Below are 16,038 nucleotides of genomic sequence, written 5' to 3'. Positions count from 1 at the left end.
CCTCGGCGAAGCGCTCCAGCCCCTGCGGGTTGATGCTCAGGAACAGGTTCGGCTCGATGAGTTCCAGCTCCATGACCACCGGTTCCCTGGCCCCGTTCAACGCCAGGTCCACCCGGGCGAACAGCAGGTTGCCCGGGGCGGGAACCACGGCCAGCGCCGCCCGTGCCGTACGGAGCTCCGCCTCCGACGGCTGGTAGGGGGCGGCGCCGGGATGCGGCACACGGAAGTTGTCGATCAGCCCCGCCTCCGTCAGCAGGGCCTGCTTGCGGATCGCGTGGCTGAACGTGCCGCCCAAGAAGATCAGAGCCCGCTCCCCCTCCTCCACCAGCGGCAGATACGGCTGGACGATCGCCGTACGGCCCTGGTCGAGCAGCATCCGCGCGTGACGCTCGGCGTCCGCCCGGCGGCCGGGCTCGTAGCGCGCGGTGTCGCGTGCGCCCGAGGAGACGGCCGGCTTGACCACCACCCCCTGCGGCCCGTCGAAGTCCGCCGCGTCGCAGCGATCGCCCGGTTCGACGACCCGGGTGGGTACGACGGGGACCCCGCGCGCGGCGAGCTCCAGCAGATATCGCTTGTCGCTGTTCCAGCGCACCAGCGCCGCCGGATTCCACAGCCGGGTGACCTCGGCCGTCGCGTCCGCCCAGGCCAGGAACTCCGCCAGCCGGTCCGCGTAGTCCCAGGTCGACCGGATCACCGCGAGGTCGTAGCCGTCCCAGCGCGGTGCCTGCGCGTCCCAGGCCACCGCCTGCGCGGACAGGCCCGCCGCGCGCAACGCCGCCAGGATCAGCGGGAGATCCGCGTCCTGGTCGGCGCCGCCCTCGCTCGTCACGACCGCGATCCTCGCCGTACCCATGCGGGTCTCCCGTCCTCGCTCCGCGGGCCGCCCCGTGCGGTCGCCCCGGACGATCACTCTTCCACACACGCCACGGCGGGAACCCGATCGCCCGATCATGCGTCGTACCCGAGGTGGAAGACGGTCCGAGGCAGACAGGCGCGGCTCCGGTGGTGGTGGCGGACGTGGCGGGGAGCGGCGTGCGGCGCACCGCCCGGTGGCGCTGGGGCGCCGACGCCCGGGGCCGTACGACCTGGACGCGCGGGCGTGTCCTCGCGGTGCTCGCCGTACTGGGCGCGGCGCTGCTGGTGTTCCACTCGGCGGTCCCCGATGCGGCGGGCCGGCCGGGCAGTGCACTGGAGGCGTTCCTGCCCTGGCTGGGCCTCGTGGTTCCGGTCCTGCTCGTCTCGGCGCTGGTGCGCCGCTCGGCCACGGCCCTGGTGGCCGTCCTGTTGCCCGCCTCCGCGTGGGCGGGCCTCTTCGGCGGGCTGCTCCTGCCGGCGGACCGCGGGGGGCACGACATCACGGCCCTCCAGCACAATGTGAGCGACGAGAACCCCGACCCCACGGGCACGGCGCGCGCCCTGATCGGGTCCGCGCCGGACCTCATCGCCCTGGAGGAGCTGACGCCCTCGGCGCTGCCGGCCTACGAGACGGCGCTGGCGGCCGCGTACCCGTACCACGCGGTCGAGGGCACCGTCGGACTCTGGTCGAGACATCCGCTCACCGACGTCCGCCGCGTGGACATCAGGCCCGTGGGCATCCCGGAGGGCTGGAACCGTGGCCTGCGCTGCGGTGTGCGCACCCCCCGGGGCGAGATCGCGGTGTACGTGGCGCACCTGCCCTCGGTCCGTTTCCGGGCGACCGGGTTCGGTTCCGGCCTGCGGGACGAGAGCGCGCGGCTGCTGGGCGCGGCCGTCGCAGCCGAGAGGCTGGAACGGGTGCTCCTGCTGGGTGACCTCAACAGCACGGTGGACGACCGGGGTCTCGCCCCGCTGACCTCCCGGTTGAGTGCGCCGCGGCGGGGGCTGGCCTTCAGCTGGCCCGCGGTCCTCCCGGTCGCCCGGATCGACCAGATCCTGACCCGTTCGGCGACCGCAGCCGAGGTCTGGACGCTGCCCGCCACCGGCAGCGATCACCTGCCGGTCGCCGCCCGCATCAGGTTCGACGCCTCATAGCCGGACGGCGACCTTGCCGCGCACGTGGCCGTCCCGCAGGTAGCGGATGGCGTCGGGTACCTCGGCGAGCGGGTAGGTCCGGTCGACGGCGGGTGTCACCGAACCGGCCTCGATGAGTTCGGTGAGGTCTTCGAGGTCGCGGCTGCGCACGAGGGAGGCGTGGGCGCGCAGCCGGTGACCGACGAAGGGCGACAGCAGCATCGCGCCGAGTTGCCGGTGGTTGCCGCCGATCCAGTTGCCGCCGCCCTCGCCGCCGACGATGGTGAGGGTCCCGCTCGGGGTGAGGGCGCGGCGCAGCCGGGCGAGGGGCCGGTTGCCGGCGATGTCCAGGATGACGTCGTAGCGGCGGCTGCCGTCGACGGGGTCCTGCTGCGTGTAGTCGAGGACCTCGTCGGCACCGAGGGAGCGGACCAGATCGGTCTTGGTGGTGCTGCACACTCCGGTGACATGGGCGCCGTAGGCCTTGGCCACCTGTACGGCAAAGCTGCCCACGCCGCCCGAGGCGCCGAGGACGAGGACGCGCTGACCGGCCTTGACCCGTCCGCTGTCCCGGACGGCACCCAGGGCGGTGCACGCGGAGACCGGCACCGCCGCGGCCTGTTCGAAACCGAGGCTGGGCGGCTTCGGTGCGAGGGTGCCCTCCTTGGCGCGGGCGTACTCGGCGAACGACCCCGAGCAGTTGCCGTACACCTCGTCGCCCGGCCGGAAGCGGGTGACGTCCGGACCGACGGCTTCGACCACCCCCGCGACGTCCATGCCGGGGACGCGGGTCCTGGGTCTGCGCAGTCCGGACACGGCGCGGACCGCGTACGGCAGGCCCGCCATGAGATGCCAGACGCCCTGGTCGACGCCGGCCGCGCGCACCCGCACGAGGACCTCGCCCCGGCGCGGAACCGGCCGGTCCGTCTCTTCGATCCGCAGCACCGCGGGGGGTCCGTAGACGTCCTGGACGATGGCCTTCATGAGTCGTCTCCCTCGGTGGAGGTGTACTGGAATACGCTGTCGAGCGGTACCGCGAACACACGGGCGATCTCGAAGGCCTTCTCCAGGGAAGGCGAGTAGCGGCCCTGCTCGATGGCGATGACGGTCTGACGGGTCACGCCGATCCGGCGGGCCAGCTCGGCCTGGGTCATCTCGCCGTTGGCGAAGCGCAGGGCCCGGATCGTGTTGGTGACCCGGGTGGGCCTCACCACGGGTGGAAGCCCAGCCGGTAGGAGACGATCTTCGCCGTGGACGCGAGCAGCGCCGACAGGACGAACCCCAGGAAGATCGCGTTGGCGATCCAGAACTGGTCCGTCTCGGCCATCGCCAGGAGCATTCCGGTCACGGCGCCGATCACGACGAACGACTGGCCGATGTGGTCACCGAACCGGTGGATCTCCCGGTCGCGCTGGTCCTTGACCTTGCCCTCCTCGGGCGAGAGCAGGGCCACGGTGATGTGGAGCGCGATCGAGGCGACGATCGCCGCGCCGACCGTCCACAGCAGCGCGGCCGCATAGGGCTGCTCGGTCAGGGGCCCGCTCCCGGACCGCCCGAGGACGACGGCCAGATACGCCCCGTACGACACGACCGTGACCACGATCATGATCCACGCCCGTTTCTCCTCGACTGCCACTGCCACTCCCCATGTAAAGAAAACCCGACATCGACAGTGTCAAGGAATCAGGACATGATGTCAATGATTCTTTACCTCAACGGCCTTGGGCAGCGGACAGTGCGCCGCCGCGGACCTGGGGGCGGCTGAAGGCGATGCCGGGAGACGCTCCTCAGCGGCCCGGGGCGGGGGGCGCTTCGAGGAGCTCGGGCCCGTTGTTGCGCACGCTGTTGACCGCGGTCGACACGGCGCGGACATCGAGCCTGCCGCCCGCGGGTGCGGCGAGCAGGGCGCGCAGCGCGTCCGGGTCCTCGTGGGACGGGTCGAGCCAGGCCTCGTAGTCGGCCGGGGCGAGCGCCAGTGGCATCCGGGGGTGGACCCGGCCGGCCGCGTCGGTGGCCTCGGTGGTGATGATCGTGCAGGTCGCCAACCACGCCGCCGGATCGTCGTCGGCGGTGACGGCGGGGTCGCGCCAGAACACGTACAGCCCGGCCATCGCCATCACGTCGCCGTCCTCGGGGCGGATGAAGTACGGCTGCTTGTACGCCTTCACGGAACCGGAGGCGGGCACGGGCTCCCACTCGTAGAACCCGTCGGCGGGCAGCAGGCACCGGCGCTTGGCGAAGGCGCGCCGGTAGGCCGGCTTCTCGTGCACCGTCTCCACCCGCGCATTGATCATCTTCGCGCCGCCGGACGGGCTCTTCGACCACGAGGGCACCAGGCCCCAGCGCAAGGGGCGCAGTTGCCGCTCCAGTACGCCGCTCTCCCGGTCGGCGCGCTCCAGTACCGCCCACACGGCGTCGGTGGGGGCGACGTTCCAGCTCGGCTCCAGCACGTGCCCCGGGTCCGGGGGCAGGGCCTGGAACAGGCCGGACAGGTCCTCGGGACTGCGGGTGGAAGCGTAACGGCCGCACATACGGTCCACCCTGCCACCTGAGGCGGGTCCGCGCGGGCTACGCCGCGAAGTCTCCCGGGCCGGGGCCGTCGTTGCGGTTCACCTGATGGATCTTCAGCGCGAGTTGGAGCTCCAGCGCCCGCTCCGGGCGCTGCCAGTCCCGGCCGAGCAGGCCGCCTATGCGGTCCAGGCGCTGCACGACGGTGTTGACGTGCACGTGGAGGGCCTCGGCGGCCCGGGACCGGCTGGCGCCCGCGTCGAAGTAGGCACGCAGGGTGTGGGCAAGGTCGGTGCCGCGCTTCGCGTCGTACGCGAGCACGGGGCCCAGCGTCTGCCGTACGTAGCCGCCCAGGTCTGTCTGGTCGCCGAGCAGCACGCCGAGGAAGCCCAGGTCGTGGAGGGCGGCGCCGGTGCCTTCGCGGCCCAGGGCGCGCAGCGCGGTCCGGCAGCGGCGGGCCTCGGCGTAGGCGTCGGTGAACTCGGCGGGACCGGTGACCGGCCCGGCGGCTCCGACGGTGACGGGACCGGCGAGGGCCTGGCACAGCTCGCCGGCGAGGCGGGCGGCGGCGGGTCCTGGGCCGGGGCCGGGACCGGGTCCGGGGGCCTCGGCGGGGCAGACGAGGACGACATCCTCGTGGTGCGGACCGGCAAGTCCCTTCCGGGCGTGGGCGATACGGGCGGCGGCGGCCAGCAGCCGGGCCCGGGGCACGGCCGCGGCGTGCAGGACGAACACCGCGTGCGGGTGGTCCAGGTTCACGCCGAGCCGGCGGGCGCGCGCCGACAGGCCGGCCGGATCGGCGGCCCGGGTGAGGAGGTCGCCCAGCAGTTCGCCCCGTATCCGGTCCTCGGTCTCGGCGACCGAGCGGCGCAGGAGCAGCAGCAGGGCGGTGACGAGGCTGGCGCGCTCGAAGAGCCGGCGGTCGCCGTCATCGAGGTCGGCGCGGCCGGTCAGAGCGATGCTGCCGAGCAGTTCCTGCCCGGCGAGGACCGCGCACACCCACGTTCCGTGGACGAAGACGGCACGTCCCCCGGCCCGCGAGGCGGCGACGGCCTCGGCGGACGGGGGCCGCGGGTCGGTGCCCGCCCGGGCGAGCTCGGCCCCCTCGCCGTCGTGGACGAGGGTGCCGCCCTGCAGGACGGTGCCGATGGCGGTGGCCACGTCGGTGACGTCGCCGCCGCGCAGCACCAGGTCGGTGAGCCGGTCGTGGGCGTCCTCGGCGCGGCGCATGGCCTCGTTGTGCGCCTCGATGGTGCGCGAGGCGGCGTTGAGGTCGAAAAGTGCGGTGCGCGTCTCGTCCAGCAGGCGGGCGCCGTCGATGGCGATGGCGGCGTGGTCGGCGAGGGAGGACAGCAGGGCGACCTCGTCGGGCGTGAAGGTGCGGGCGGTGCGGTCGGCCGCGTAGAGAACGCCGATCACCCGGGCGCCCAGGCGCAGCGGGACGCCGAGGATGGCCCGTAGGCCCTCCTCGGCGACGGCGGTGTCGATGGTCGTGGTGTGCCGGAAGCGCTCGTCCTCGCGGTAGTCGCCGGTGGAGTACGGGCGGGCGGTCTCGGCGACCAGTCCGCCCAGCCCCTCCCCCATGCCCAGGCGCACCTGCTGGAACGCGGCGGAGACCGAACCGTCCGTCACCCGCATGTACGTGTCGCCCGCCTCCTCGTCGTTGAGGGACAGGTACGTCACGTCCGTGCCGAGGAGCAGCTTGGCCCGGTGGACGATGGCCTTCAGCACGGCGTCCGGCTCCCGGAGGCGGGCGAGGTCGCCGGCGGTGTCGAAGAGGGCGGCGAGTTCGGCTTCGCGGCGGCGGTGCTGGCCGAGGGTGCGGCGGATGCGGAGCGCGACGCGGGTCGCGTCCGCGATCACCGTCGCCTCCGTCTCCGCGCCCGCTCCCGCGCCCGCACCCACACCCGCGGCGGAGAGTTCGGCGTCCTGGAACGCCTCGGCGGGTGCGCCCTGATCCAGCAGGTCCAGGAGGGTGCGCAGCCGCAGCAGCGCGCCGGTGCCCCGGCCGGGGCTCCCGCCGTCTTCGGTGGTGGGCATCGGGTGCTCTCCGTGATGCTCGACGCGGACGCGGGCGGCGCCGTCCGGCCGGTGCCGCCCACGCTCAGCAGGCCTGTCGGACCTGACCCGGGCCTGTCAGGCCCGGAAGGTCACTTGTCGGCCGGCACGGGGTCTTGTCCGGTCCGACGGGTGGCCGGGACCGGGGCCCGTACCGGGGTGTGTACCCGGGCCAGGCTACGCCCGCGGGTCTCCTTGGCCACCAGGACGGTCAGCGTGGTGACCGCCGCCGCCGCGGCGAGGTAGACCGAGACGGGCAGGGACGAGTCGTAGTCGCGCAGCAGGGCCACGGCGATGATCGGGGCGAGCGCGCCGCCGATGATGGAGGCCAGTTGGGAACCCATCGAGGCACCGGAGTAACGGACCTCGGTGGCGAACATCTCGGAGATGAAGGCCGCCTGCGGTCCGTACATCGCGCCGTGCAGGAGCAGTCCGACGGTCACTGCGGCGGCGATCACCGGGAAGGACTTGGAGTCCAGCAGTGCGAAGAACGCGAAGGCCCAGCCGATCATGCCCGCCGAGCCGATGAGGGTGACGGTGCGGCGCCCGATGCGGTCGGAGAGCGCGCCCCAGGCCGGGATGGTCACGAAGTGGACGGCGGAGCCGATGAGCACGGCGTTCAGTCCGTCGCTCTTGGGCAGCCCGAGGTGGCTGGTGACGTAGACGAGGAGGAAGGCGGTGATGATGTAGTACGAGATGTTCTCGCCGAGGCGGGTGCCGATCGCGGTCAGGACCCCGCGCCAGTTCGTCCGGAACACCTCGGCCACGGGCCGCTTGGCCTGGGCCCCGGCGGCGGCCTGCTCCGCGGCCCTGGCCTGCGCCTCCAGGAAGACCGGGGACTCCGAGACCGACATCCGGATCCACAGTCCGATCATCACCAGCACCCCGGAGAGGAGGAACGGGATCCGCCAGCCCCAGGCGAGGAAGGCCGCGTCGGACTGTACGGCGGCCAGGACGGCGAGCACCCCGGTGGCCAGCAGATTGCCTCCGGGCGCGCCGGCCTGGGGCCAGGAGGCCCAGAATCCGCGGCTCTCGTCGTCCCCGTGCTCGGAGACCAGCAGCACCGCCCCGCCCCACTCGCCGCCGAGGGCGAACCCCTGGATCAGCCGCAGGAGGGTGAGGAGGATCGGGGCGCCGACGCCGATGCTCGCGTGGGTGGGGAGCAGACCCATGGCGAAGGTGGCCCCGCCCATGAGGAGCAGGCTGAGGACGAGAAGCCGCTTCCGGCCGATCTTGTCCCCGTAGTGGCCGAAGACCAGCCCGCCGAGCGGGCGGGCCGCGAAGCCGATCGCATAGGTCAGGAAGGCGAGGAGGGTACCCACCAGGGGCTCGCTGCCGGGAAAGAACAGCTCGTTGAAGACGAGCGCGGCGGCCGAACCGTAGAGGAAGAAGTCGTACCACTCGATGGTGGTCCCGATGAGGCTGGCGGCGACGATTCTCCGGATGCCGGACGGGGCCGGTGGGGCCGTTGCGGGGGAGGTCATGGACACCACTTCCGGGGGGTCTGCGGGGACGATCCGTGTCGCCACACCGTAGAAGCCCGCAGGTCGGCCGCGTATGTGGCGGGCCCTCACATTCAGGCACCACCCTGTGTGCCCACCCACCACACCGCAGGCACCTGCTCAACCCCTACACGAACTTCCATGAAACGGCCCCGGGCGCGCGTGCGGGGTCGTGCCGCTCGCGCTGCACGATCGCCGCGCCCCGACCGTGGCGTTCCGTCCATGGCGCGCCATCGGCGCAACCTGGCCCGCGGTGCCCGGGGGCATGCCCGCGGCGGGGCCACGGGCACGGCGTGGCGAGGTCGAGACGCTCGGGGGCTGGGTCATGATCGGCTGCGTGAAGACTTCCGGACGTCTGACCGCCTTCGCGGTCGCGGGCCTGCTCGCCGCACTCCCCGCGTGCTCGGACTCCGACGGCCGCGGCGGCGCGGCGGGTGCCCGTACCGGCGCAGAGGCGAGGGCGGGGGCCCCTGCAGGCGCGGACTCCGCTCGGACGCAGGCACCCGGCACGGTGTTCCGGGGCGGGCACCCCGGTGCCGCAGGCGCCGGTGACCCTTACTTCCCGAAGCTCGGCAACGGCGGGTACGACGTCACCCACTACGCCCTGACCCTGGCCTACGATCCCGGCAGCGGCCGCCTCGAGGGGACTGCGGAGATCACCGCGAAGGCCACTGCGGACCTCAGCGCCTTCAATCTCGACCTCCTCGGCATGGAGGTGCTGAGCGCCACCGTCGACGGCCGCGCGGCGCGGGTCCGGCAGGACGGGCAGGAGCTGACCCTGCAGCCGCGCGATCATCTCAGGAAGGGCGCCGCGTTCCGCGGCGTCGTGCGCTACGCGGGCACGCCGGAGTCGATCACCCATGACCACGGGTGGCGCGAAGGCTGGTTGAGGACGGACAACGGAGCGGTCGCGTTCGGGGAGCCGACGGGCTCGATGTCCTGGTTCCCGGGCAACCATCACCCCTCGGACAAGGCCTCGTACGACATCACCGTCACGGTCCCCAAGGGGGTGCAGGCGATCTCCAACGGGCGGCTTCGCGCCCAGCGCACCAGCGGCGACCGCGCCACGTTCCACTGGCACCAGGCCGAGCCCATGGCCAGCCACGTGGCGACCGTGGCCATCGGCAGCTACGACATCAGGACCTCCCGGACCCGATCGGGCATTCCGGTCGTGTCGGCGATGGACACGACCGCGGGCGTGGACGAGGACGGAGCGGTCCTCGGCCGGTTCCCCGAGATCATGGAATGGGCCGAGGGGACGTTCGGTCCCTACCCCTTCTCCGCCGCCGGGGTGATCGTCGATCAGGCGGCCGATGTGCCGTACGCCCTGGAGACCCAGACCAGGCCGACCATTCCGGCCGGCATCTTCCACACCACCAACGTGGTGCACGAACTGGCCCACCAGTGGTTCGGCAACTCCGTCACCCCGCGAACGTGGCGGGACATGTGGCTCAACGAGGGTTTCGCGACCTATGCGGAGTGGCTGTGGACCGAGGACCACGGTGGGGCCAGTGCCCAGGAGCACTTCGACCGCAACCACGCCAAGGCCGCGGACGACGACGAGTGGGACTTCCCGCCTGCCGAGCCGCCGAGCGCTTCGGACATCTCCGGCCAGCCGGTGTACGTGCGCGGCGCGATGGTGATCCACAAGATCCGCCAGACCGTGGGCGACGCGGGCTTCCGTGCCCTGGTGCGGGGCTGGACCCTGCGCCACCGCCACGGTCACGCCTCCACACGCGACTTCACCACCTACGTGGAGGCCAGGGCCGGCCGGAACCTGGACTCGATCTGGGACGCGTGGCTCTACGGCGACGGCAAGCCCGCGTGAGGGGGCCGACGCGGCGTCAGGTCCTGATGCGCCGGCGGGCGGTCTCGACGAGCTTCATGTACTTGTCCCAGTTCCACGCGGTCCCGGGGTCGTCGTGAGTGGACAGCGGAACCTCGACGTGGCCAAGAATGTGGTCCCGGTCGACCGGCACGTCGTACTTCGCGCAGATCGTGGCCGTGAGCACGGCGGATGTCTCATACATCTTGTTGGTGTAGACAGGCTGATCGGTCCAGCCTTCGTGCTCGATGCCGATGCTCCGGTGGTTGTACCACACGCTGCCGGAGTGCCAGGCCACGTCGCGCTCGCGCACGCACTGGGCGATCCGCGTGCCGGTTGCGCTGATCATGTAGTGCGCGGACACCCTCTCGGCGGGGTCCTTGAACTTGGTGAACATGACCGGCAAGATGTCCGTTGTCAGGTGGATGACGACGTATTCGATGGGATACGCCTCGGGACGGTCGGAGGCCGTGTAGTTGGACTCGGAGGCTTCGATCCAGGTGGCGGAGGCGTAGTCCACCGAGGGGTCCGTCCGCAGGGTCGCAGGCGGCCCGGCGGCGACCGGGGCCTTGCGCACAGGTCTCGGCGGCGCAGCGCGCACCTTCGCCTCGGGCTCCATCAGGCGAGGCAGCCCGACAGCGGCCAGAGCCGTACCCGCCGCGCCTGCAGCACCCCACAACAGCCGTCGGCGGCTCAGCGGGCTGTCTTCCATGGCCACTCCTCATAGGTCGAGCAGGCAGGCAGAGGGACGACGCGCCGCGCATCATGGCATCACGTTACACAGGCGGCGCATCACGTCATCTGATGCTTCACCAGTGCCCCCACCCCGGCAAGCCGGTCCTCCACCACTCGGCGCACACCCTCACCCCTGACCGGGCCCGTCCCCGCCGGCACACGCCGCTTCCCCGCGCGGCGAGCACGCGTTCGAGCTCGTCGACGCGGCCGGGCGATCCTCTGGCCGACCGAGCAGGGAAAATCGGGCCGGTCCGCACCGGCTACCGCGCTATCCGTCCTCGAGGGCCAGACTCGCAACCAGCTTCCCCTCCACGATGCTGCCGCTCTCCTGCCGGCGGAAAGCTGTGGGGTGGCTGTGAATCGACGCACACGAGGGAGCGGTGGCACAGGAGGAGTGCCGACAAGTTCTATATTCGTACGAACCATCCGCACGCGGCCCGTCTGCGGCGATCAGGGGGGACAACTGAGATGGCCGACACCGACGCCGCTCCACACACCCGTACGGAGTCCCGGAAGACCCGCAGGGTGCACAGGCAGGCGCAGAACCGCAGGCGCCTGGGCATAGGCATCGCCGTGATCGCCCTGAGCGGGGCCGCCGCGACCGCGTACGCCTTCACGGCGGGCGACTCCTCGGATACCGCCCCGCGTGACGCGAAGTTCGCGGCCCCTGGCGACGCGGCCGACGAGGCCTCCGCCGCGAAGGGCGCGGACGAGGTCTGGGACGGCAAGGTCAAGGTGCTGGGAGACGGTTCGACCTCCTACACCGGGCCGCAACCGGGACAGCTGAAGCCCGAGCGGCTGAAGCCCGGCGAGAAGCCGCCGCAGTTCGTGGTGTTCTCGTGGGACGGCGCCCTGGAAGGCGATGACCACCTCTTCTCGCACTTCCGCCAGGTCGCCAAGCAGAACAAGGCCCACATGACCTTCTTCCTCACGGGCATCTACCTGCTGCCGGAGAACAAGAAGGCGCTCTACCGCCCGCCGCAGCACGGCCAGGGCGCGGCCGCGATCTCGTACCCGACCGTCCCGCACATACAGAGCACACTGGGGCAGCTGCGCGGCGCCTGGACCGACGGCAACGAGATCGGTTCGCACTTCAACGGGCACTTCTGCGGGCCCAAGGGCGGTGGGGAGTGGAGCCCCACCGAATGGAAGAGCGAGATAGACCAGACCTACTCGTTCATCAAGAACTGGAAGACGAACACCGGGTTCACCAAGGAGGCGCCCCTGCCCTTCGACCCGGACCGGGAAGTGGTCGGCGGCCGCGCGCCCTGCCTGGAGGGCCAGAAGAACCTCCTCACCGCGATCAAGCCGTACGGCTGGCGCTATGACGCGAGTTCCTCGGGAGACTTCCAGCTGTGGCCGTCCAAGCAGGACGACATCTGGAATTTCCCCCTGCAGCTCATGCCGCTGCAGGGCAAAGAAGTGCAGGTCCTCTCCATGGACTTCAACTTCCTCTACAACCAGTCGGGGGACAGTACCCAGGGTGACCCGGCGAAGTTCGCGGCGTGGCAGGCGCAGACCCGGGGCTCGTACATGAACGGCTTCAACCGGGTCTACAACGGCAGCCGGGCGCCCATGTTCATCGGCAACCACTTCGAGGACTGGAACGGCGGCATCTACATGAAGGCCGTCGAGGACGTGATGAAGGACGTCTGCCCGCGCCAGGACGTCCGCTGCGTGTCGTTCCGGGAGCTGGCGGACTGGCTCGACGCCCAGGACCCCAAGGTCCTGGCCCGGCTGCGCGGGCTCGACCCCGCGCAGGCACCGGACTGGACCGAATTGATCAAGTAGACGGGCCGGGCTGCCAACCGGCGTGCGAGGCCCGGCAGCCCGCGGCCTACTTCACCGCCTTGATGTAGTCGCCCCACAGGCGCACGGCGCGCTCGCTGCCGGGCGTGGCCGGGGCATCACCCCCCAGCCCCGTCAGTGACAGCGGAACCAGGTCGGTCAGCGACATCCGGTACACCACGACGGCCGTGGACTCCTGCTCGGTGCTGGCCACGAACCAGCCCGCCGTGTTGCCGGCGGTCGTCCCGGTCTTGCCCGCCGTACCGGCGTGCGCCTTGCCCACCGTCTTCGCCGACCCCGCGGTGACGGCGTCGCGCAGGGCGTCCGTCACCGCGCGGGCGGTCTTGGCCGTCACGGCGCGGGTCGGCTTCGGCCCGTCGAGCGGCACCGCGGCGCCGTTGCGGGTGACCGAGCGCACCGAGTACGGGTCGGTGTGCATGCCGTCGGCGGCGAAGGTCTGGTAGGCGCCGGCCATCCGGATCGCGCTGGGCGTCGAGTTCTCCCCCAGGGCGAATCCGGGGATGCGTGGGCCGAGGCTCGATTCGAGCAGTCCCGAGCGCTGGGCGAAGGCCTCCACCCGGTCGAGGCCGACATCGAGGCCGAGCTGGAGCATGGAGGTGTTGACCGAGTTGGCCACGGCCTGGCGCAAGGTCACCTGCCCCCAGTTGCGGCCGCCGTCGTTGTGTCCCTTCACCACCTTGCCGCTGCGGTCCCAGTACGGGCCCTCGGGCGTCTGCACGGTCACCTCGTCGTTGCCGTCGTAGGTACTGGACGGGGAGACCGGCGTACGGGCCTTGCCGCGCGCCCGCAGCACCCCTTCGTCGAGCGCGGCGGCGTAGACGATCGGCGTGAACGCCGTGCCGACCGGGACCGTTGTCGCGTTCGACTCGTTGAAGCCCTGCTTCAGGTAGTCGGGACCCCCGTACACGGCCAGCAGCCGCCCATCGGGGGCGATGCTCGCCGCGCCGATCTTGGCGTGTTTGTCGGTGTCGGGACGCCGCTCGGCGTCGAAGTCCTTCTGGGTCTTCTGGACGGCGGCGGTCAGCGCGGTCATCCGGGCCTGGTCGAAGGTCGTGTAGATCTGATAGCCGCCGAGGTCGAAGTCGGACTCCCCGATGTGGCCGGCCTTGACCGCGTACGCCTTGGCCATCTCGACCAGATAGCCGGTCTGCGCGCCGGGTATCCCGACGAGGGACGAGGCCGAGGGCTCGGGGAACGTCGTGTAAGTGGCGCGCTCGGCACGCGAGAGCCGGCCGGTCTCTACCATGCGGTCCAGGATCCAGCTCCATCGTTCCACGGCCCGCTTGTGGTTCTCCTCGCCGAGCGTGGGGTCGTAGAGACCCGCGCCCTTGAGGAGGGAGGCCAGGAACGCGCCCTCGCTGGGATTGAGTTGCGAGACGTCCTTGCCGTAGTACGCCTGGGACGCGCGCTGGATGCCATAGGTGCCCCGCCCGAACCAGCTGGTGTTGAGGTAGTCCTGAAGGATCTGGTCCTTGCTCTTCCGGTTGTCCAGCTTCACGGCGAGCAGGAGCTCGGTGAACTTCCGGGAGAGGGTGCGGTCCTGGTTCAGATAGGCGTTCTTCACGTACTGCTGCGTGATGGTGGACCCGCCCTGGGTCTCACCCCCCGTCAGCGCGGCGCCCACCGCGCGCAGGACACCGGACGGGGAGACACCCGGATCCGAGTAGAAGCTCGCGTTCTCGGCCGCGAGCACGGCTCCCTGAACCTTGGCGGGCACCGTGTCCAGCGGCATCTCCTGGCGGCTCACCCAGCCCGTCCGGGCCATCGTGGATCCGTCGGCCCAGTAGTAGACGTTGTCCTGTTGTTTGGCGAAAGAATTGAGATCATCGGGTATGTCCGTGACTGCGTACGCGATCGTGGCGCAGCCCACCACACCCAGGAGCGCGTACACGCCGACGCCCAGCCACTGGCGCCACGAAGGTATCCACCGGCGAGGGCCGGTGCGGCCCGGCCGCGGGAACTCGGGGCGCAGACGACGCAGTTGCGTGCGCATCAGGGCGACGGCGGGAGCGAGGGCCTGGGCGAGGGCAGCAAGCCGGCCGGGACGCGCGCGCGGCCGACCACGGGACCCCGCCCTGCCCCTGCGGCCCGGGACGGCTCCGTCGCTGCCCTCGGAACCCGCCCTCCCGTTCCGGGATCGTCCCCTACCGGCCATATCCTTCCCGCCCACTCCGATTGCCCCCTCCGCTCCGCTTTCCCGCATACCCTAGAGGCACTTGCTGTGAGGCCGGACCGGCGGTGGGCGACATCACTGGGCGTGCACCGGGAACGCCCCCCGGTGATCAAGCGGAGGCAGGCCGCCAGGCCCGTCAGGCGAGTCCCGCCGGGCAGCCGTCGACGAAGCGGAACGCAACGAAGCAGTCGCGTAGTTGTGCGAAAATTCCCTCCCCCGGTTCGTGTGGACCGGGTGACAAGGGGAACAGAGTGATACCTAAGAGGTTCAGGCCCGCCGCCATCGCGGCCCTGACCGTAGCCCTGGCGACCGGAAGCATGCTCGCGTATTCGGCGACCGCGGTTCCGGGACCCCGGGAGGCCGACCGTGCCACCGCCGACACCTTCGCCCGCATGGCCGACGACGTGCTCTCCCGGCGCACGCAGGCTCTGGTCGAGGAGCAGCCGGGGGGCCACGGCTCCGGCCAGGCCGGTCCGAAGGCCCGCATGTCGGCCCAGTTGAAGAAGGACGAGGACGCCGCGCTCCAGTCGCTGCGCTCCCGTAAGACGCGACTGGCGGAGCTCGGTGAGGCCTACACGGGCGCCGACACCCGCGTCGTCGTGGACCGGGCCGTGGTCACCGGCGGAAAGGCCGTCGTCCAGGTCACCGAGCAGACCACGCTCGCCTACAAGAAACTCCGCGGGGACGAGCCGGCGACGACCGACATCGGGACGCGCTACGAGCTGACGCTCACCAGCAAACGGGGAGGTGCCTGGGAGCTGACCTCGATCAAGTCCCAGGAAAACGGCCCCGTCGCGGTCAACGAGCCCGTGGCGGCCAAGGTGAACGTCGTCAAGGACGACGGGAACCAGTACCCGGACGGCACGCCCGCGTCGACGAAGTACCCCGCGACGCCGAAGCCCAAGGCGAAGACGGGCGGAGCTTACGACTACGCCGCGATGGCGAAGTACGCGGAGAAGTACTGGAGCAACTACAACCCGGCGTACCGGAAGTTCAACGGGGCCGGGGGTGACTGCACCAACTTCATCAGTCAGGCGTTGAAGGCGGGCGGCTGGAAGGCCGTTCCGGGCTCGACGTCGGACTACCGGAACTGGTGGTACGACGGTTCCCGCCAGACCGGCTCCTGGGTCGGCGTCAACGAGTGGGCCTGGTTCACGCTGTCCAATCAGCGTGCCGCCAACCTGGCCAACGTCTACCAGGCGGACGTGGGAGACATCCTCCAGGTGGACTTCAACCGGGACGGGTCCAAGGACCACTCCATGATGGTGACCTACCGCAGCAGCGCCGGAATGCCGTACCTCACGTACCACTCCACCAACACGTACCGTAAGTCACTCGCGAGCATCATCGCCTCCTACCCGAACGCGAACTACTACGCGTACCGCACCTGACAGTTGTCCTTCCGGTTCTCCTGCCGCGCGGAACCTCCGCGGCAGGAG

General features: G+C 71.3%; 13 protein-coding genes. 4 read left to right on the top strand and 9 right to left on the bottom strand.

The genetic code is table 11. The features are described 5' to 3' along the window. Positions 1-853, bottom strand: an 853-nt coding sequence (locus ACWGIU_RS09690) for an ATP-grasp domain-containing protein (protein ID WP_453704055.1), incomplete at its 3' end; no start/stop codon positions are given. A 179-nt stretch (positions 854-1,032) separates the two neighbouring features. Between ACWGIU_RS09690 and ACWGIU_RS09685 the strand changes: the two genes are divergently transcribed. After that, on the top strand, positions 1,033-2,010 hold the full coding sequence (locus ACWGIU_RS09685; protein WP_453704054.1) for an endonuclease/exonuclease/phosphatase family protein: 978 nt from the start codon (positions 1,033-1,035) through the stop codon (positions 2,008-2,010). Here the strand turns inward: ACWGIU_RS09685 and ACWGIU_RS09680 are convergent. The 6 genes from ACWGIU_RS09680 to ACWGIU_RS09655 all read right to left on the bottom strand — a co-directional run bounded on the left by ACWGIU_RS09680 (position 2,005) and on the right by ACWGIU_RS09655 (position 8,039). Next, on the bottom strand, positions 2,005-2,973 hold the full coding sequence (locus ACWGIU_RS09680) for an NAD(P)-dependent alcohol dehydrogenase (protein ID WP_453704052.1): 969 nt from the start codon (positions 2,971-2,973) through the stop codon (positions 2,005-2,007). The two genes, ACWGIU_RS09685 and ACWGIU_RS09680, sit on opposite strands and share 6 nt — an antisense overlap. Next, entirely contained in the window at positions 2,970-3,203 is a 234-nt protein-coding gene (locus tag ACWGIU_RS09675) for a helix-turn-helix transcriptional regulator (protein WP_453127113.1), read from the bottom strand. Before ACWGIU_RS09675 ends, ACWGIU_RS09680 begins: the two co-directional genes overlap by 4 nt. Next, entirely contained in the window at positions 3,197-3,625 is a 429-nt protein-coding gene (locus ACWGIU_RS09670) for a hypothetical protein (protein WP_453704049.1), read from the bottom strand. The genes ACWGIU_RS09675 and ACWGIU_RS09670 overlap by 7 nt, the downstream gene beginning before the upstream one ends. Positions 3,626-3,776: 151 nt before the next feature. Then, complete coding sequence (locus tag ACWGIU_RS09665) at positions 3,777-4,520, bottom strand: SOS response-associated peptidase (protein ID WP_453704048.1); 744 nt, start codon at positions 4,518-4,520, stop codon at positions 3,777-3,779. A 37-nt stretch (positions 4,521-4,557) separates the two neighbouring features. Next, on the bottom strand, positions 4,558-6,537 hold the full coding sequence (locus ACWGIU_RS09660; protein WP_453704046.1) for a helix-turn-helix domain-containing protein: 1,980 nt from the start codon (positions 6,535-6,537) through the stop codon (positions 4,558-4,560). 110 nt (positions 6,538-6,647) lie between these two features. After that, the gene (locus ACWGIU_RS09655) at positions 6,648-8,039 is read right to left on the bottom strand and encodes an MFS transporter (RefSeq protein ID WP_453704044.1); all 1,392 of its coding nucleotides are present in this window, start codon (positions 8,037-8,039) and stop codon (positions 6,648-6,650) included. 343 nt (positions 8,040-8,382) lie between these two features. Between ACWGIU_RS09655 and ACWGIU_RS09650 the strand changes: the two genes are divergently transcribed. Next, positions 8,383-9,885, top strand: a complete 1,503-nt coding sequence (locus ACWGIU_RS09650; RefSeq protein ID WP_453704042.1) for a M1 family metallopeptidase — start codon at positions 8,383-8,385, stop codon at positions 9,883-9,885. Positions 9,886-9,901: 16 nt separating this feature from the next. Here ACWGIU_RS09650 and ACWGIU_RS09645 read toward each other — a convergent pair whose 3' ends face one another. After that, on the bottom strand, positions 9,902-10,594 hold the full coding sequence (locus tag ACWGIU_RS09645; RefSeq protein ID WP_453704040.1) for an N-acetylmuramoyl-L-alanine amidase: 693 nt from the start codon (positions 10,592-10,594) through the stop codon (positions 9,902-9,904). 491 nt (positions 10,595-11,085) lie between these two features. On the opposite strand from ACWGIU_RS09645, the gene ACWGIU_RS09640 reads away from it, so the two are divergent. Further along, on the top strand, positions 11,086-12,408 hold the full coding sequence (locus ACWGIU_RS09640; protein ID WP_453704038.1) for a hypothetical protein: 1,323 nt from the start codon (positions 11,086-11,088) through the stop codon (positions 12,406-12,408). A gap of 46 nt (positions 12,409-12,454) precedes the next feature. Here the strand turns inward: ACWGIU_RS09640 and ACWGIU_RS09635 are convergent, their stop codons facing one another. Then, entirely contained in the window at positions 12,455-14,581 is a 2,127-nt protein-coding gene (locus ACWGIU_RS09635) for a transglycosylase domain-containing protein (protein WP_453704036.1), read from the bottom strand. Positions 14,582-14,850: 269 nt separating this feature from the next. Here ACWGIU_RS09635 and ACWGIU_RS09630 point away from each other — a divergent pair, with 269 nt between their 5' ends. Next, entirely contained in the window at positions 14,851-15,990 is a 1,140-nt protein-coding gene (locus ACWGIU_RS09630; protein ID WP_453704034.1) for an amidase domain-containing protein, read from the top strand. The last annotated feature ends 48 nt before the right edge of the window (positions 15,991-16,038 follow it).

Source organism: Streptomyces sp. NPDC054840, assembly GCF_053611065.1.
Note: the sequence above shows the minus strand (reverse complement) of the source record. Positions and strands in the feature narration are given on the sequence as shown.